The 17,951-nt window shown below is 70.3% G+C and carries 13 protein-coding genes and 2 pseudogenes; 11 read left to right on the top strand and 4 right to left on the bottom strand.

Features of this window, described 5'->3' with window-relative positions; all coding sequences use genetic code 11:
- Window positions 1-15: 15 nt before the first annotated feature.
- The gene (locus JSY14_RS01145) at window positions 16-159 is read right to left on the bottom strand and encodes a hypothetical protein (protein ID WP_259556903.1); all 144 of its coding nucleotides are present in this window, start codon (window positions 157-159) and stop codon (window positions 16-18) included.
- A 70-nt stretch (window positions 160-229) separates the two neighbouring features.
- Here JSY14_RS01145 and JSY14_RS01140 point away from each other — a divergent pair, with 70 nt between their 5' ends.
- The 3 genes and pseudogenes from JSY14_RS01140 to JSY14_RS01130 all read left to right on the top strand — a co-directional run bounded on the left by JSY14_RS01140 (window position 230) and on the right by JSY14_RS01130 (window position 7,331).
- Window positions 230-3,565, top strand: a complete 3,336-nt coding sequence (locus JSY14_RS01140) for an AAA domain-containing protein (protein WP_259556902.1) — start codon at window positions 230-232, stop codon at window positions 3,563-3,565.
- A 126-nt stretch (window positions 3,566-3,691) separates the two neighbouring features.
- Window positions 3,692-5,089, top strand: a pseudogene (locus tag JSY14_RS12625) (DUF262 domain-containing protein); the annotation flags it as partial.
- A gap of 106 nt (window positions 5,090-5,195) precedes the next feature.
- Complete coding sequence (locus tag JSY14_RS01130; protein WP_259556900.1) at window positions 5,196-7,331, top strand: DUF262 domain-containing protein; 2,136 nt, start codon at window positions 5,196-5,198, stop codon at window positions 7,329-7,331.
- Between the two features lie 120 nt (window positions 7,332-7,451).
- Here the strand turns inward: JSY14_RS01130 and JSY14_RS01125 are convergent, their stop codons facing one another.
- Both JSY14_RS01125 and JSY14_RS01120 read right to left on the bottom strand, forming a co-directional pair.
- Window positions 7,452-7,949, bottom strand: coding sequence for a prepilin peptidase (locus JSY14_RS01125; RefSeq protein ID WP_259556899.1), 498 nt, complete (start codon window positions 7,947-7,949; stop codon window positions 7,452-7,454).
- Window positions 7,950-8,040: 91 nt separating this feature from the next.
- Complete coding sequence (locus JSY14_RS01120; RefSeq protein ID WP_259556898.1) at window positions 8,041-8,325, bottom strand: DUF5703 family protein; 285 nt, start codon at window positions 8,323-8,325, stop codon at window positions 8,041-8,043.
- 134 nt (window positions 8,326-8,459) lie between these two features.
- Between JSY14_RS01120 and JSY14_RS01115 the strand changes: the two genes are divergently transcribed.
- The 3 genes from JSY14_RS01115 to mshC all read left to right on the top strand — a co-directional run bounded on the left by JSY14_RS01115 (window position 8,460) and on the right by mshC (window position 11,128).
- Complete coding sequence (locus JSY14_RS01115) at window positions 8,460-8,783, top strand: DNA primase (protein ID WP_259556896.1); 324 nt, start codon at window positions 8,460-8,462, stop codon at window positions 8,781-8,783.
- 160 nt (window positions 8,784-8,943) lie between these two features.
- On the top strand, window positions 8,944-9,816 hold the full coding sequence (locus tag JSY14_RS01110) for an undecaprenyl-diphosphate phosphatase (protein ID WP_259556894.1): 873 nt from the start codon (window positions 8,944-8,946) through the stop codon (window positions 9,814-9,816).
- A 43-nt stretch (window positions 9,817-9,859) separates the two neighbouring features.
- On the top strand, window positions 9,860-11,128 hold the full coding sequence (gene mshC / locus JSY14_RS01105; RefSeq protein WP_259556892.1) for a cysteine--1-D-myo-inosityl 2-amino-2-deoxy-alpha-D-glucopyranoside ligase: 1,269 nt from the start codon (window positions 9,860-9,862) through the stop codon (window positions 11,126-11,128).
- Between the two features lie 53 nt (window positions 11,129-11,181).
- On the opposite strand, the gene JSY14_RS01100 is transcribed toward mshC, so the two are convergent.
- The gene (locus tag JSY14_RS01100) at window positions 11,182-11,991 is read right to left on the bottom strand and encodes a PAC2 family protein (RefSeq protein ID WP_259556890.1); all 810 of its coding nucleotides are present in this window, start codon (window positions 11,989-11,991) and stop codon (window positions 11,182-11,184) included.
- 110 nt (window positions 11,992-12,101) lie between these two features.
- On the opposite strand from JSY14_RS01100, the gene JSY14_RS01095 reads away from it, so the two are divergent.
- From JSY14_RS01095 to JSY14_RS01075, 5 genes and pseudogenes are all read left to right on the top strand, one after another.
- A complete protein-coding gene (locus tag JSY14_RS01095) occupies window positions 12,102-13,328 on the top strand; it encodes a site-2 protease family protein (protein ID WP_259556888.1) in 1,227 nt (408 codons plus the stop codon).
- 10 nt (window positions 13,329-13,338) lie between these two features.
- A complete protein-coding gene (locus JSY14_RS01090; RefSeq protein WP_259556886.1) occupies window positions 13,339-14,397 on the top strand; it encodes a tRNA (adenine-N1)-methyltransferase in 1,059 nt (352 codons plus the stop codon).
- A gap of 20 nt (window positions 14,398-14,417) precedes the next feature.
- Window positions 14,418-16,202: a proteasome ATPase gene (arc, locus tag JSY14_RS01085; protein ID WP_432803644.1), complete on the top strand. Its 1,785-nt coding sequence runs from the start codon at window positions 14,418-14,420 to the stop codon at window positions 16,200-16,202.
- Window positions 16,090-17,685, top strand: a pseudogene (dop, locus tag JSY14_RS01080) (depupylase/deamidase Dop); the annotation flags it as partial. The gene arc and the pseudogene dop, both read left to right, overlap by 113 nt.
- A 70-nt stretch (window positions 17,686-17,755) precedes the next feature.
- Window positions 17,756-17,944 carry a ubiquitin-like protein Pup gene (locus JSY14_RS01075; RefSeq protein ID WP_259556884.1) on the top strand — a complete coding sequence of 63 codons (189 nt, stop codon included), beginning with the start codon at window positions 17,756-17,758 and terminating at the stop codon, window positions 17,942-17,944.
- Window positions 17,945-17,951: the final 7 nt, after the last annotated feature.

Genomic DNA, 17,951 nt, shown 5'->3' with positions numbered 1-17,951 from the left:
GCCGGCGCGCCGCCGTCAGCTGAGGAGACGCACGAACCCGGCCATCGATCCGTCCGCCACGGCGTCCCGGACGGCGTTGGGGTCGAGCTGCCGCTTCGTCACCATGACGCCGGTGATGAGGGCTGCTGCCTGCTGCGGTGCGGAGGTCCGACCGTTCACCTTCGGGGAGTGGCCTAGAATAATCAGGGCGTCTCCACTATGAGACGCGCCACCTGCCGAACGGATTGCCATGGACGCCGCCAGCCAGACTCTCACCCACTATTTCCGCGCGATCCAGACCCAGGTGAACCTCGAGGACCGGCGCTTCGATGCCAAAAGCCCTCACCTGATCATCCCGTTCGCTGTGATCGAGCGCGGGATTCTGGACGAATCGGCCACGGAAGAACTGTTCACGGCCGCACGGCAGCCCCGTTCCAAACCTCTGGACGTGATCATCTCCGTCGTCACCGGGAGCGGACGAGGTGCATCGGACGGTCTCGTTCTGCTGCCCGCATCTCTGGATGCAGAGGGCACGCTCTCGGCGGATCTGGCCAGTCAGCTTCCCTGGATACCGGCGAGCCGACTCCGCGGCCCCGGCATCCGGGACCGCGAGGTCATGGTGGGCACCCTCCGAGACTTCTGGAAGTGGCGGCTTTCCGAGGGGGAGGCGCGGGTGTCCCGGGCGGAGGACTGGGACGACGTTGTGGAGTATGTGCGGGCGATGATCGAAGGGGTCTGCGACCTCTCCGAACTGCACAGCGCAGCCGACGGGGTCGGTGCTGTCATCCACCGACCGGGGACCGAGCATCAGGACTGTTGGATCACCCCGGGCAAGGTCATCACCGCGAATGGCGCCATTCTGGACCTCTACAGGCACCTCGCCGAGCAGAACCCTGCCGCACCTCTCTACGATGCCCTGCTCCGTCTGGGAGAGCAGTCCCAGCGAAGCGAGGATGGGATCGACGAGGACCTGGACCTCCTGCTCGCCAGTGCTCTGAAGGCCACGGGCAGCATGAGCGACGGTTTTCCCCTCACGCCGTCCCAGCGGCGTGCCGTGCACGCGTTCCTGCACGACGGGGAGGGTGACGTGACGGCGGTGAGCGGCCCGCCCGGGACGGGCAAGACGACCATGCTGCAGGCTGTCGTCGCCACTTTGCTGGTGACCCATGCCCTCGAGGACCGCTCGGCACCGCTGATCGTCGGCACATCGACGAATAACCAGGCCGTCACCAACGTCATCGATTCCTTCAGCTCGGTGGCCAAAGACGATGCCGGCCCCCTCGCCTGCCGCTGGCTGCCCATTGCGGTCGAGTCAGGTGCCGGGGAAGGCCTCCTGCGCGGTCTCGCCGCCTACGCCCCCTCGGGGGCCAAGACAGCGGAGGCTCGAGCCAAGGGGTATCTGCTGGCCGACAACAGGAAGGGCGGCGTCTACACGGACTACTCCACCCCTGACTACGTGGTCGCCGCAACAGCGAGATTCCTCGACGCTGTCCGCGTCTACGCCGGCGCCCTCGGCCTGCCGGAGCCGAAGGACCTTCCCGCGGCGAAGAAGCTGCTGGCCAAAGTCCTCCGGATGAGTGAGGACCGGCGGCAGATTCTCCTGCGGCAGCGCCACGCCACGGACCGTCGCCACCGGATCGACGAAGGCTCCGCCCAGGCTGAGGAGCAGGCCCGCCTGACCGGTGAGCTGGACCGCCACGCCGAACGCCTCGCCGTCTGGCGCCACCTGGGGGAGACAGGACCGGGCAGTGCTCTGCAGGCCTCTCTGGCCTACGACGAGGACGAGCCGGCCGAAGACCTCGGTGATGTGGCGGCGTTCGTGGAGTTCTACTCTCGCCGGGTTGTGGAGCTGGCAGCCCTGGTGGAGCGCGCCGCGCGGGACCGTGCCGCCCGAGAGGAAGCGAGGGTACGTGCCACCAGCGAGTACACCGCCGCCGTCACCGGCGCCGTGGACGAGCTGCGGCAGCTCTGCCTGCTCGATGAGGACCGGGCAGCGCGGCTCTCTGGTGCCTCCAGTCTGCTCGCCCTGGACCAGGCCCTCGACGTGACCGTGCGTCACGCCCAGTTCTGGCTGGCCGTACACCTGTATGAGGCTCAGTGGCTGATCACCGCCGGGAGTGAGGACCTCATTCCGCCTGCCGAGCGCAACCGCACGTCGGTGCGCTACATGGAGCGGTACTGGTCTCAGCTGACCTCTCTCACGCCCTGCCTCGTGATGACGGCGTTCCAGGTGCCCAAGCATTTCGCGCTGTGGGCGCGGGACGGTGAACCGGTGTCATACGACCTCGGGCGCATCGATCTGTTGATCGTCGATGAGGCCGGCCAGGTGGACATCTCCCTGGCCGCCTCCGTGTTCAGCCTGGCCCGTCGCGCCCTGGTGGTGGGCGATGTCCAACAGCTGGCGCCCGTGTGGAGCATCGATCCGGAGAGCGACCGGGAGATGGGCCTTGCTCAGGGGCTCGAGGCAGAGTGGCCCGTCATGGAGAGTCGGGGACTGACAGCCTCCCAGCCGTCGTCCGTGATGCGCGCGGCCGCCGGTGCGAGCCGATGGTGTTATGGGCCGGACAACGACGAGGGCCTCTTCCTGGCCGAGCACTTCCGGTGTCACGCGGAGATCATCGAGTACTGCAACGAGCTCCTCTACAAGGGTCAGCTCATCCCGTCGCGACCGACGACGGGGTACCGACTTGAGGGTCACGTGCCCGCGCCGTTCCTGTTCCGCGAGGTGCCCGGTGCCGAAGACCAGCGGCGGGGCTCCAGCCGGGTGAACCCGATGGAAGCAGAAGCCATCGCCACCTGGCTCGATGAGCACTTCGACCACTTCACGACGATCTATGACGCAGGGGGGAACCCGGAGAAGGAGAAGGCTGTCTTCGGCGTCGTCACGCCGTTCGCTGCGCAGGCACGGTTGATCCAGAACGAGCTGCGCACGACCATGGGGCCCCGAGCCTCGCTCGTGACCGTGGGCACGGCTCACACCCTCCAGGGGGCAGAGCGAAGCATTGTGCTGTTCTCCTCCGTGTATGGAGAGAACTCCGGCAAGGCGAGCTTCATCGACGGCACCCTGGAGCTCATGAACGTGGCGGTGTCCCGCGCAAAGGACCTCTTCATCGTGTTCGGGGCCTCCGCACGGTGGAAGGACTCCGGGCCCGTGTTCTCCCTGGTCCGCAAGAGGGCTGCAAAGTATTCGGGCGTCCTCGTGAGCGGTTCACCGACAGACATCCCAGAACCGGCGGACCCGCCCGTGACGGCACCGGCGTCGCCGGCTGACGGGGATCCTGCAGAAACTGAGGGTGCTGACGAAGCGGTGGTCGCCTCCGTCATGATCCGAGCCTGGCAGGAACAGGGGATGCTGCCGGAAGGCGTGACGGTGGCTGCGAAGACGCTCAACCCGGCGTTGCGTGATGCAGGGCTGCTGCAGAAGGTGCCGGAGGGATGGGAGCCATCTCCGGAAGGCGCCCATGTGGGGATCGTGCGTTATGAGGGCCAGAGCAACAGCGGCCCCTACGTCAACGTGAAGTACACGGCCGCGGCTCAGGCCGAGGTGCTTCGTCGGATCCAGGCGGGGGAACTGCCCTTGGCGTGACGGCCCGGCCATCGATCCGTCCGCCACGGCGTCGCGGACGGCGTCCGGGTCGAGCTGCCGCATGGTCACGATCGAGGGGCTCGTGCCGCAATCACTTCCCGCCCGGCCTCGCCTAAAGTGCCCACCATGGACCCCGTGCCTCCAGCACCGAACACCGGCGACGACCCCGGTCATCAGGGGCTCACCGCCTCCGTGGTCACCGTCGGCACGCTGCTCAAGGACGGGAGACTCCGGATCCCGGCGTATCAGCGGCCCTACTCCTGGGGAGCGGTCCAGGTCAGTCAGCTGGTCGACGATATCGAGACATTCCGTCCATCCGGCGCCTACCGGCTGGGGTCGATCATCGTGCACCGGGATGGCGACACCCTAGACATCGTCGACGGGCAGCAGCGTTACCTCACCTTCGGGCTGGTCGCAGCCGCTCTGGCGACCGCACTGCCGAAGGAATCGGAGCAGAGCGAGGTCGTCACGAGTCTGGTCTCCGGCATCCTCCTGCCCGAACGGTGGGACGGACGGACCGATCAGAGGCTGCGGGAGAACAAACGGCGGCTCGACGGCATCTTCAGCGCGTGGACCGTCGCGCGTCTGGAGGCGTTCGCGAAGTTCTTCCTCCACCGCTGCTCCGTGATCCAGCTGGAGGTCCCCACGCTCGACGAGGCCTTCCAAATGTTCGACTCCCAGAACACTCGCGGCCGCGCCCTGGACCCCACCGACCTTCTCAAGGCCTACCATCTGCGGGAGTTCGCGAGCACCCGGACATCCACCGAGGATCTCCTCGCGGCGGTCACCCGGTGGGAGGCCATCCCGCCGGCGGAGATCAGCCACCTCTTCGGCGATCTGCTCTTCCCGACGCTGCGCTGGACCTCCGGAGAAACCCTGCCGCCGGGCGGATTCGCGGCCGCGGACATCGGTGCCTTCAAGGGCGTCCGCCCCTCCGCGCCGGAGCGCGCCCGGCGGTGGGCTCATCCGGTGCTCATGGCGCAGGCCTACGTCGAGGAGTTCGAGACCCGCCACCGGCGGCTGATCGACCAGGGCCTGATCCCCGCCCTGCCCTACCCCTTCCAGCTCACCCTGCCGGTCATCGACGGGGAGATGTTCTTCCGGATGGTGGAGCACTACGTCCGTCTCACCCGGCGCCTCGGTGTGGCGGAGGCGGAGCCGGCGGTGCGTGAGACGGAGGACCGTCAGCGCGCCGAACGAGACCCGGAGGAGCACGCGGTGCTGGACGCCGTCCGCCGGGCGGACACCGGCACCGGTGCCCACTACGTACGTCTGCTGTTCGGCTGTCTCCTGCTCGCCTACGCCGATCGCTTCGGGGAGGACGACCTCGCAGAGGCCTCAGACGTGTTGGCACGCCACGCCTTCCTGCTGCGGGCGAGTCTGCGGCGCGTGCAGCGCAGCTCGGTCGAGAAGCACGCCCTCGGCAAGCACACGTCGATCCCCGAACGGCACCGCCAGAACCTCTTCGCCCTGCTCGCACAGGCCCACGACCCGGTAGAGCTGCTGCGCCGGGACCGGGCGACGATCGATGACGTGAAGGGCCCGGACCACCTCAAACCGGATGCTCCTGTCAGGGAGATCCTGTCCCCCCCACCCGCACCGCGACCGCCACGGACCAGGAGGTGCGCCCATGACCGCGTCGCCCGCGCCGGAGGTGCTCACCATCGTCGAGATCTTCGACGGCGAGCGGTACGTCGTCCCCCTCTACCAGCGGGCCTACGCCTGGACCGAGGCGGAGATCGACACCCTGCTCGCGGACGTCCGTCTCTCCCGTCTGACCCCGGACACGGACTATTACATCGGCTCGCTGGTCGTGGACACCGGCGGTGACGCCGACGACCGGATCCACGAGGTGGTGGATGGTCAGCAGCGGCTCACCACCCTGACGATCCTCTTCGCGGTGGCCCGGGCGGCGCTACGGGAGGTGGGGCCGTCCGCCGGCATGTCCGTCTCAGACCTGCCCGTTCCCCGTCTGCGGTTCGAGGGGCGGCCGCAGGCGGAGGAAGATCTCCGCGCCCTCCTGGCGGCAGGAGACGACGGCGTCGGTCTCGCCCGCAGTCGGCTCACCGATGTGATCGAGGGACTCTCCGTGGCCGGCATTCGGAGCGCCGCCACGCGCATGCACGCCGCGCTCGTGCGCGGGCTCGGAGCGAACCCGAAGGAGAAGGGGCCGAACCCTGAGGAGCAAGGGGAGGTCGTCTTCGAGACGGAGGACCTGCGCCACCTGCTCACCCGTGTCCGGTTGCTGCGCACGGCCCTGCCGCCAAGGACGGACCTCAACCACTACTTCGAGATCATGAACACCCGCGGCGAACAGCTCGCCAAGCATGAGGTGCTCAAGGCGCAGCTGATGGCGGAGCTGCCCCGGGAGGAGCACTCGACCTTCGCCCGGGTGTGGGACGCCAGTGCCGTCCTGGACCGCCACCTGCAGCTGCAGTTCACCACGCGTGAACGAGATCGGCTTTTCGGGCGTGACTGGTGCGAGCTGCAGTGCGAGGACTTCGCTGGCCTCCACACCCTGTTGACCCACGGGACGGAAGAAGGGGACGGCGGCGGCACGGGAGGTTCGCGTGCGAGGACCTTGGCGGACGTGCTGGCCGGCGATGTCCGTGCCGAGTCCGCGGCTGTGCAGACCAGCACGGACGAGGACGACGACGGCACCTACGGCAGCATCATCGACTTCCCGAACTTCCTGCTGCACGTCCTCAAGGTCATGTCCGTCAACGACCAGGACGAGCGTCCCCGCCAGCGGTGGGGCGAGGACACCGATCCCGTCCGGCTGGACGACAAGGACCTGCTGCGGCAGTTCGCCGAGGCCCGAAAACGCGCCGAGTGCGGCGGATGCGACGCTGCAGAGTTCTCTCGGCGCTTCGCCTTCCGGCTCCTCAAGCTCCGGCTGCTGTTCGACACCTACGTGATCCGGACACGGGCCACGCTGGCCGGCACCCCGGACGAGGAGAACTGGGTGCTGGAGCAGGCGTACCGCCAGGGCAACGGGAGGGGTCGCACCCGTCGACTCTCCACGCGCGCCAGCTTCGCCCGGGACGACGCGGACCGGGTCCGCGCCCTGCAGGCGATGTTCCAGGTCACGGACACACGGCGCACTTTCAAGTACTTCCTGTTCCGGATCCTGCGGTGGCTGGACGAGCAAGGGGGTGACCCGGAAGAGATGTCTGACATGCTCGAATCCCTTGGCGCGGAACGTCTCTCCCAGTACGACTTCGACGCCGTGGCCCACGCGGGCACGAGCGTGCCGAACTTCCTGTTCAACGTTCTCGACTACATCCTGTGGAGTGCGCACCTGGAGTCCGCCATCCAGTGGAGTGCGCACCGGAAGTCCGCCGCCGACCGGATCCTGAATCTGCTGGCCCAGGAGGAGCGGACGGCGCTCGACCAAGGCGCGCCGAAATTCCGGTTCCGGTACCGAACGTCGGTGGAGCACTTCTACCCGGTGCAGCCGTCCCCGGGCCACGAGAGACTGCCCATCGAGCAGGCCGACCACTTCGGGAACCTGTGCGTGATGACCCGCACGGAGAACTCCCGGCGAAACAACCTCATGCCCCTCCCCAAGGTCGGGCAGTTCACGGCTGAGGACCAAAGCCTGAAGTTCTCCCTCATGGCAGCGCTGGCCAAGGCCTCCAAGACGCTGGATGTCGAGGTCGGAGGCTGGACACGCAAGCGGATGCACGACCATGGGGAGCGCATGCTGAACGTTCTGCGGACCTGGGAGAAGGAGATCGAACGGAGACGGACAGATCGATCCTGAGGACGGACTCCGGCCAGCGCTCACCCGAGGTCCCGTCTGCATCGCAAGCGCCGATACGGCCGCAGGGTCAAGGTAGTGCTGAGAGGGTGCGCCGGATTCCCTGACCGATCCGGAGCAGCCTCACCCGACCCCGAGCGCCCCCACCAGCAACCCGCCGTACGGCGCCACGAGGATCGCCGGCCCGGCCGGGAAGCGGGTGCGCAGCGTGCCGGCGCGGAGCGCGGCAGCGATGGCCCAGCAGCACGCCACCACCAGCCCGACCACCATGCTGCCCAGCAGCGCCACCGGCCCGGCGGCCACGGCCACCACCGCGACGGGACCGAGGAGTTTCGCATCGCCCATGCCGAGCAGGGCGGGGGAGAGGAGCGCCAGCACGACCGCCGCGGCACCCACGGCCAGGCCGATGCCGACGCTCCACGCCAGCACCTCCCGGTCGCCCGGCAGCGCCAGCCAGCACAGGGCGGCGGTGCCGAACACCGCGAGGGTAGCCCCCGCGACCAGGGGGTTCGGCAGGCGGTGGCTGCGCACGTCGTGCAGGGTCAGCAGGATCGCCCACGGCAGCAGCGCACAGGCCAGCACACTTCCCGACCACAGCACCGTCGTCCCGTCCGCTCCCATGCGGTCATCCCACCACCTTGGGCCGCTCGATAGCGGCGCGGGCGCAGGGAATGTGGACAACCGGTGCGGCCGCGACCCTCGGGGGCGCCCCTCAGTACGTCTCGCCGAGCGTGGAGCGCACGCGGATGATCCGCCGCCGCAGCCAGACCTTCTTCTCCCCACCCAGATACAGGCGGGTGCGCGCCAGCTCCCAGCGGCCGTACTCCGCCTGCTCCGTGAGGGCGGTGCGCAGCGCCTTCAGGGAGGTGCGCCGCGGCACCACCGCCACCCGGAACTCGTAATCGAGGGCGGTGCGGCCATCCTCAATGGGCAGGTCCGCATCGGCGCGACGGGGATCCAGCGCCATGAACGTGATGTGCGGGGCGGGGGCGGGCATGGGGCTCCTTCCGTCACGGATCACGGCTCGTCGGCGGCGCAGGACCGCGCCACATCGAAGCGCCAGGGTAGCGCTGCCGGACCGGGCTCGTGGTGCGCTGTTCAGGAGTGGCCCCGCCGGGGTAAGTTCGTCGCATGAGCACGGATCCGCGCACGGCCCTCACCGCCCTCATCTCCGCCCTGGAGCGTCACTACGAGGCCAGCGCCTCCTCGCGGGGCGAGGATGACCCCGCCCTGGACGCCGCCACCGACGCGCTCACCTCCGCCTTCGACGACTACGACGAGGCCCTGTTCGAGGCCTTCGACGTGGCCACCCCGTTCGTGGTGTTCGACGGCGACGACGAGGACCTCGACGAAGACGACGACGAGGACTTCGACGACTTCGAGGACTACGACGACGAGGATGACGACCTCGACGAGGACTTCGAGGACGACGACGAGGACGACGACCGCGACTGACCGTCGCCGCTCACCTCGCCGCTGAGCCTGCGCGGATGTGGAGAGGTTGTGCTGTCACCTGCCCCACATCGGCGCAGACGCGGCCGGGATGCCGCCCGCTGAGCGCGCCCCGATCGTAGGGTGAGGCGTCCCCGCCAGTCCCCACCGCCCAGGAGCCCCCGTGAACCTGCTCGACGCGATCATCCTCGGCATCGTCCAGGGCCTCACCGAGTTCCTGCCGATCTCCTCCAGCGCCCACCTGCGCATCATCGGTGAGCTGCTGATGCCGGGGAAGGAACCGGGCGCCGCCTTCACCGCCGTCGTGCAGTTGGGCACCGAGACCGCGGTGCTCATCTACTTCTGGCGGGACATCACCCGCATCATCGGCAAGTGGTTCCGGGCCCTCGCCGGGAAGGGGCCGCAGTCCGACCCCGACGTGCGCATGGGCTGGTTGGTGATCATCGGCTCCATCCCGATCGGTGTGCTCGGTCTGCTGTTCGAGAACGCCATCGACTCCACCCTGCGGAACCTGTACATCACCGCGGCGATGCTGATCCTCTTCGGTCTGCTGCTCGGGGTGGCCGACCGGTTCGCTCCGCAGCGCAAGTCGCTGGAGAAGCTCACCTTCCGCGACGGCATCATCTTTGGCCTCGCCCAGGCCCTCGCACTGATCCCCGGGGTCTCCCGCTCCGGCGGCACCATCACCGCCGGGCTGCTCATGGGGTACACCCGTCAGGCCGCCGCCCGCTACGCCTTCCTGCTGGCCGTCCCCGCCGTGTTCGCCTCCGGCCTGTACAAGGCGCTGGAGGCGGTGCCGCCGCTGCTGACCGCCGAGAATCGCCAGACCGCTGCGGCCGCCGGTGAGCCGACCCTCGCCGCGATCATCGTCGCCACCCTCATCGCGTTCGTGATCGGCTACGCGGTGATCGTGTGGTTCATGAAGCTCATCGAGCACCGCTCGTACCTGGTGTTCGTGGTGTACCGCGTGGTGATCGGCGTGCTGCTGCTGGTGCTGCTGGCCCTCGGTGTGATCGATCCCCTCGCCGGCAGCTGACGGCGGGGCCCGCCGCCGCGCCACGCCGCCCTACCATGGGGCAATGCGTTCCTGGAACCCCCCGCGCCCGGCGGCCCTTGCGCCCTCGGGTGTCCTGCCCTCGCTGCACGACTCCCGCACCGGCCGCATCCGGCCCGTGACGCTCGCGCAGCCCGGGAGGGCGCGGATCTACGTCTGCGGGATCACCCCGTACGACTCCACCCACCTCGGCCACGCTGCCACCTACCATGCGGCGGATCTCATGCGCCGCATCCTGCTCGACGCCGGTGTGGAGGTCGAGGTGGCGCAGAACATCACCGACGTCGACGACCCGCTGCTGGAGCGCGCCGAGCGCGATGGTGTCGGCTGGCAGGACCTCGCCGCCGATCAGGCCGCCCTGTTCGCCTCCGACATGGAGGCCCTGCGAGTGATCCCCCCGCAGACGTACCGCAGCGTCAGCGAGGCCATGGACGGCATCATCGATTTCATCGAGCGGCTGCGCGCGGCCGGCCGCACCTACCAGGTGCCGACCCCCGACGCCCCGGGTGACGGACAGGACTGGTACCTCGACCTCTCGCAAGACGGTGCCCTCGGTGCGGTGTGCGGCTGGACCGAGGACGAGATGATGGACGTGTTCGCCGAGCGCGGCGGCGACCCCGAGCGGCCCGGGAAACGCGGCCGCTTCGACCCGCTGCTGTGGCGCGCGGCCCGCGAGGGCGAGCCCTCCTGGCCCGGAGGGTCCCTCGGGCCGGGACGCCCCGGCTGGCATGTGGAGTGCCTGCACGTCGCCGAGGACGCCCTCGGTCTGCCGGTGGACATCCAGACCGGAGGCCGTGACCTCGTCTTCCCCCACCACGACCTCGGCAACGCCCACGCCGTCGCCCTCGGCACCGCCCAGGCCAGCCACTACCCGCATGTCGGGCTCGTGGCCTACGAGGGCACGAAGATGAGCAAGTCGCTGGGGAACCTGGTGTTCGTCTCCCGGCTGCTGCAGGGCGGGGCCGAACCCGCCGCGATCCGTCTGGCGCTGCTGGCTCACCACTACCGCAGCGACTGGGAGTGGACCGACGCCGAGCTCGAGCGCGGCACCGAACGTCTGGCGGCCTACCGGGCCGCGGCCGGGCGCCGTGACGCCGCCGTGGTGGAGCAGCTGCGCTCCGCCCTACGCGATGACCTCGACACCCCCCGGGCTCTCGAGATCCTCGATGGGTGGGCGGCCGCCTCCGATGCCGACGCCTCTGTCGACCCGGCGCACGACGGCGATCGACCGGACGACGTCGCCCTGGCTCTCGACGCCCTCCTCGGTATCGACCTGGGGGTCGGCAGCCGCTGACGCCCGCACGGGTCACTCACTCGCGTGGCCACCCGCAGGGTCGGTCGTCGGTGTCACTCATCCCGGCGGCGACGCAGGAACTGCTCGAACTCCCGGGCGATGGCGTCACCGCTGGCCTCCGGCAGATCCGCGGCGTCCTGGCTGCGCTCCAACCGGGCCACATAGTCGGCGACGTCCGGATCGGTGCGGGCCAGCTCATCGACCCCACGCTCCCACGCCGCGGCGTCCTCCTCGACCTCCGCCAGGGGGATCGTGCGGCGGATCTCCTTCTCGATCGCCCGCAACAGCGCCAGCTGGGCCTTCGGGGAGGGGTTCTGCGCCACGTAGTGCGGCACCTGCACCCACAGGGAGACCGTGTCCAGGTCGGCATCCGTCGCCGCCTCGACCAGCACCGCCGGGATCCCGATCGGCCCTTCGTAGTGGTCCTGCTTCGGGTCGACGGGGTGGTCGGCGGCACTCCCGGAGCGGCGGGTGACCCGCAACGGACGCGTGTGGGGGACGTCCGCGAGCAGCGCCCCGAGGACGAGCACAGTGGTGACGTCATGGCGGTGGAAGAGCGACACGAGCCGCGCACAGTAGGACCGCCAGTGCACCGACGGCTCCGGTCCGTACACCAGCACCAGTTCCTGGCCGTCCGGGGGCGTCGCCAGGCGCACCGCTGTATCCGGCCAAATGATCTCCCGGTACCCGGCATCGGAGATGATCACCTGGGGGCGGTGCACCTGGAGGTCGACGAAGTCCTCAGCGGGGACCTCCGCGAGGAGCTCATCGCCCCACAGGTCTCGCAGGTGCTGCACTGCTGCGGTGGCGGCCTCACCGGCGTCGTTCCAGCCCCCGAAGGCGCAGATCGCGATGCGTCCCATCCGCTCATCATAGGCGGCGGCGACCTGCACGGATCGGCAGGAGGGCCGTGCGGAACGGATCCGTGACCCCGCCCCGGGGCACCCCTGCCGCTCATGGGACGATGACGCCCATGCCCGTGGACCGCGCCACCCGCCCGACACGCCACCGCCCCCGCCTGCGCCTGGAGGCCGGGACGCTGCTGACGGTGCTGCTGCTGGCGGTGGTGGTGCATCCGGCTCTGTCCGCAGTGCCCGGACGCACCCCCGCCGTCGCGATCGGGCTCAGCGTGATCACGGGGCTCGGTCTCCTGCTGATCGTGCTGCTGCATGAACTCGGGCATGCGCTCACCGCCCGTGCCTTCGGTGCTCGCGACCTGCAGATCACCCTCACCGTGCTGGGCGGTCACACCCAGTACCGGGCCGGGCACCTCGGTCCCGGACGTTCCGCCCTGGTGTCCCTCGCCGGCCCGGCGGTGAACCTCGCCCTGATCCCCGTGCTCGCTCTCGCCCCGTCACTGCTCCTCACACTCACCGGCCCGAGTGGCGGGTCCGCGCCCTTGGAGGTGCTGCGCCTGCTGGCCCTGCTGAACGTGGGGCTCGCCGTGTTCAACCTGCTGCCCGGTCTGCCGCTCGACGGCGGACGTGCCCTCGAGGGTCTGCTGGGCAGCCTGCTGCGCGATCCCACCCGCGGCACCGTCGTCGCCGGATGGTGCGGCCGGGCCCTCGCCGTCGCCTGCGTGGCCGCGGGCCTGTGGTGGGGGAGGGTCGGTGGCCCCGCCTCACTGGTCACGGCGCTATGCATGATGCTCGTGGCACTCAGCGTGTGGCAGGGATCCTCACGCGCACTGCGGGAGGCCCGCCAGTGGCAGGGACTACGCGATATCACCCTGCAGGAGGTGGCCCGCCCGGTGCGGATGCACCGGCCCGAGGAGACCCTGGAATCCAGCGCCGACACCAACCCCGACGCCGCCGGGTCGGGCAACAGCACCGCCTCCGCCCCCGTCGACCTGGTGATCGCCGGCCCCGGGACAATCCGCCTGGTGGATGCGCAGGCGGTGGCGTCTGTCCCGCCGGCACACCGCGACCGCGTGCCGTGGGACGCTGTCGCGCATCCGGCGGTGCCCGCCCTGGTGTTATCCGGCGCCCTCACCCCCGCGCAAGGCCTCACAGCTCTCGCCGATCAGCCAGGGGCGATCGGGCTCATCACTGCCGCGGGCCCGCACGAGCGGCCGGCGCTCAGACCCGCCACCTCCCAGCCGGCCGCTCCGCACATCATCGGTCTCCTCACCCCCGCGGACTGGGAGGCCCTGCTCACCCGGCCCCGGACCGGCACCGGCCGCCGCCGGTCCGGCGCCTAGACTGGAACGTATGTCATCGGCCGACACCCCCTCCGTCGACGGGGTCCCCCCGCAGCTCCCGCCGTCCCCGGGTCTCGACCGCACCGGTCCGTTCGTCGCCGGCGACAAGGTCCAGCTGTCCGACACCCGCGGGCGCCTGCACACCATCACCCTCCGCCCCGGTGGCGAGTTCCACTCCCACCGCGGCGTGCTGCGGCACGACCTGCTGATCGGTGCCGACGACGGCACCGTCGTCCAGGACTCCCAGGGCACCCAGTACCAGGCCCTGCGTCCGCTGTACTCCGACTTCATGCTCTCCATGCCGCGCGGCGCCGCCATCGTCTACCCGAAGGACTCCGCGCAGATCCTCATGTGGGGCGACATCTTCCCCGGCGCCCGGGTGCTCGAGGCCGGCGTCGGCTCCGGCGGACTGACCACCGCCCTGCTGCGCGCCGTCGGCCCCGAGGGCAGCGTCCACTCCATCGAGCGCCGCGAGGACTTCGCGCAGGTGGCGCGGGAGAACGTCGCCACCTACTTCGGCGGGGAGCACCCGGCGTGGTCCCTCACCCTGGGGGACTTCCAGGACGTCGCGCTGGAGCTCGCCGCCGACGGCCCCGTCGCCGACCGCGTGGTGCTGGACATGCTCGCCCCGTGGGAGTGCATCGACGCGGCCGCCCGCGCCCTCGTCCCCGGTGGTGTCTTCCTCGCCTACGTAGCGACCGTCACGCAGCTGTCCCGCACCGTCGAGGCCCTGCGCGACCACGGCGAGTTCTCCGAGCCCTACGCCTGGGAGTCCTTCGTGCGGCCCTGGCATCTGGAGGGACTGGCGGTGCGTCCCGAGCACCGCATGAACGCCCACACCGGGTTCCTGCTGACCAGCCGCCGCATGGCCCACGGCACGCAGGCGCTCTCACGGGTGCGTCGGCCCGCCCCCGGCTCCCACGACGCCGCCGAACTCGAGCACCCCGACAACGACGGTTTCGGTGGCAGCACCAGCGAGTGGACCGCCCAGGACCTGGGGGAGCGCGGCGTGGCGCCGCGGAAGATCAAGCGGGCACTGCGGGACATCCGCCAGGGCCGCGACCGCTGAGAGGAGGCACCATGAGCGGACTGCGCACCTACCAGGAGCTCACCACCGATCTGGAGCGGTACGCCAAGCAGAACGAGAGGCTCGCGGCGGCGCTGAAGCAGGCCCGCGAGCAGATCCTCGACCTCAAGGCCGACCTCGAGCGCGTCGGCGACCCGCCGAACTCCTACGCGACCTTCCTGCGCCGCACCGAGGGCACCACCGTGGACGTGCTGCACAACGGCCGCCGCATGCGCATCGCCACCAGCGCCGACCTCGACCTCGACGCCCTGGTGCCCGGCACCGAACTGCGGTTGAACGAGGCCCTCGCAGCCGTCGAGGCGGTGCCCGTGCAGGACTCCGGCACCGTCGTCACCGTGCTGGAGCAGATGCCCGACGGGCGTGTGCTGGTGCAGGTGGCCCCCGATGATGTGCGGGTGCTGCGCCGCGGCGCCGACGTGCGCGAGGACGTGCTGCACCCCGGCGATCATGTGCTGGTGGATCTCAAGGCGCAGCTGGCGCTGGAGACCATCGAACGGGCGGAGATCACCAGCCTGGTGCTGGAACAGGTGCCGGAGACCTCCTTCGAGGAGATCGGCGGCTTGGCCGACCAGATCGAGGCGATCCGCGACGCCGTGGAACTGCCGTTCCTGCAGCAGGACCTGTTCCGCGAGTACGGGCTGCGGCCCCCACAGGGTGTGCTGCTGTACGGCCCTCCCGGTTGCGGCAAGACGATGATCGCGAAGGCCGTGGCCCATGAGCTCGCGGTGCGCAGCGCCCAGCGGCGCGGGGTCAGCGTCGACGAGGCGCTGTCCAGCTCCAGCTTCCTCAACGTCAAGGGGCCGGAGCTGCTGAACAAGTACGTCGGCGAAACCGAACGCTCCATCCGCCTGGTGTTCGAGAAGGCCCGGGAACGTGCCGGCTCCGGCAACCCGGTGGTGGTGTTCTTCGACGAGATGGAATCGCTGTTCCGCACCCGCGGCACCGGTGTCTCCTCCGACATGGAGAACACCGTGGTGCCGCAGCTGCTGGCGGAGATCGACGGCGTGGAGGCGCTGGAGAACGTCATCGTCATCGGCGCCACCAACCGGGAGGACATGATCGACCCGGCGATCCTGCGGCCCGGCCGCCTGGACGTGAAGATCCGGGTGCAACGGCCCGACCGGGCCGGGGCCCGAGAGATCCTGGCCCTGAACCTCGAGGCCGGGGTGCCGCTGCGGGAGGATCGCGACCTGCTGCTGGACCGCACCGTCGACGCCGTCTACGCCACCGGGGACGCCACCGCCTTCGTCCGCCTGGTCTACAGCGACGGCGCCGAGGAGACCCTGCACTTCCGGGATTTCGTCTCCGGGGCGATGCTGCGCAACATCGCCGACCGGGCCAAGAAGGCCGCGGTGAAGGAGCAGATCGCCACCGGCGCCGCCGGGATCTCCCTCGAGCATCTGCTGCAGGCGGTGCGTGACGAGTTCGCCGAGAACGAGGATCTGCCCTCCGGCGCCCATGCCGACGACTGGGCCCGCATCTCCGGTCGCCGCGGACGGCGGGTCGACCGGGTGATCCCGCTGCAGCGCCGCTCCGAGAGCGACGACAGCGCGGAGTCGGCCGCCGACCCGGGGAAGGGAGCTCGCGATGACCGCCCGGCTGCGCACCCGCCGCCCCATGGGCATCGAGACCGAGTTCGGGGTGCTCCACCGCGACACCGAGGAGCGCGCTCGCTCCGGGGCGAGCAGCGCCATCCAGCTGTCCCACCTGATCGTGGACGCGTACGCCCTGCTGGCCCCCGAGGAAGGGGAACGCGGCCGCCGCGTGCGCTGGGACTACGGCGATGAGACCCCGCTGCGGGACGCCCGCGGTTTCGAGCTGCAGCGGGCCGCGGCCCATCCCACGCAGCTCACCGACGCCGTGGCCGATGCCGCCCCGAGCATCGACCTCGACCAGCCGCTGCAGGCGCCGGAGGTGCCGCCCGTCGGCCCGGACGGTCAGCCCGCCGCGGACGCCGAGATCCTCGCCTGGGCGCTGCAGCGCTCGATCTCCAACGCGGTGCTGGTCAACGGCGCCCGCCTGTACGTCGACCACGCCCACCCGGAGTACTCCTCCCCGGAGGTCATGACCGCCCGGGAGGGTCTGCTGTTCGACCGCGCCGGGGAGATCATCGCTCAGCGCGCCATGGAGATCCTCGACCGGGTGCCGGGCGCCCCCGGCGTGACGCTGTACAAGAACAACACCGACGGCAAGGGCGCCTCGTACGGCACCCACGAGAACTACCTGCTGGACCGCGACATCCCCTTCGAGCGGGTGGTGGAGGCCCTCACCCCGTTCTTCGCCACCCGGGCGGTGCTCACCGGCGCCGGCCGCGTGGGACTCGGCACCCGGGGCATGACTCCCGGTTTCCAGATCAGCTCCCGCGCCGATTTCTTCGAGGCGATCGTCGGCCTGGAGACCACCCTGAACCGGCCGATCGTGAACTCCCGCGACGAGCCGCACGCCGACCGGTCCCGGCACCGCCGCCTGCACGTCATCATCGGCGACGCCACCCAGGTGGAGACCGCCACCTACCTCAAACTCGGGATGACCAGCCTGGTGCTGGCGGCCCTGGAGGCGGAGCAGCGAGAGCAGCGGTCGATCCTGCCGCGCATCACCCTGGCCGATCCGGTCGCCGCCGTCCACGCCTTCAGCCACGACCCGCAGCTGCAGGTGGCCCAGCCGACCGTCGACGGCGGGGACGTCACCGCCCTGCAGGTGCAGCGCGCCTACGCCGAGGCCCTGCAGGCGGAGGCCGACCTCGACGATGCGGAGACCGCGGACGTCCTCACCCAGTGGCTGGAGCTGCTGGACCTGCTGGAGACCGATCGTGACCGCGCCGCCGACCGCGTGGAGTGGGTGGCGAAGCTGCAGCTGCTCGAGGGCTACCGGGCCCGCCACGGCCTCACCTGGGACGACCCGCGGCTGCTCGCCATCGACCTGCAGTTCCACGACCTGCGGCCCGGCAAGGGCCTGTACCAGTCGCTGCGCTCCCGCGGCGCCGTGCGCACCCTCGTCGAGGAGGCGGAAGCACGTCAGGCGGTGACCACACCTCCCGCGAGCACCCGCGCCCACCTGCGCGGACGCCTCATCGCGGAGCACCGCAGCGACGTCGTCTCCGCCGGCTGGGACGTGATCACCCTCGCCGACGGTGACGCCTCGGCGGTGCGGATCCGCACCGTGGACCCGGAGGTCGGCTCGGCCGCCTGGTGCGCGCACAATGGGGTGGACCCCTCGGCCCCGACCGCCGCGATCCACACCGCCCTGCGGTCGGCCCTCACCGGCCCCTGACCGGCCCGAGCCCTCGACCGTCCACATCACGACCTCACACATCTCGACCTCTCGCCTCCGAGGAGGAGACATGACCCAGCAGTCCCTGAACGGTCCCGGCCACGGCGACGACGACACCCCCGGCGGCGAGGCCATCGGCGGCGGTCAGACCTTCGCGTCCGTGAGCGCCAGCGAGGACATCCTGGACGAGATCGACGCTGTGCTGGAGTCGAACGCCGAGACCTTCGTGCGGTCCTTCGTGCAGAAGGGCGGTCAGTGAGCCCCCA

This window comes from Brachybacterium sillae (assembly GCF_025028335.1).
In the GTDB taxonomy this organism is placed as follows: Bacteria; Actinomycetota; Actinomycetes; order Actinomycetales; family Dermabacteraceae; genus Brachybacterium; species Brachybacterium sillae.
Note: the sequence above shows the minus strand (reverse complement) of the source record. Positions and strands in the feature narration are given on the sequence as shown.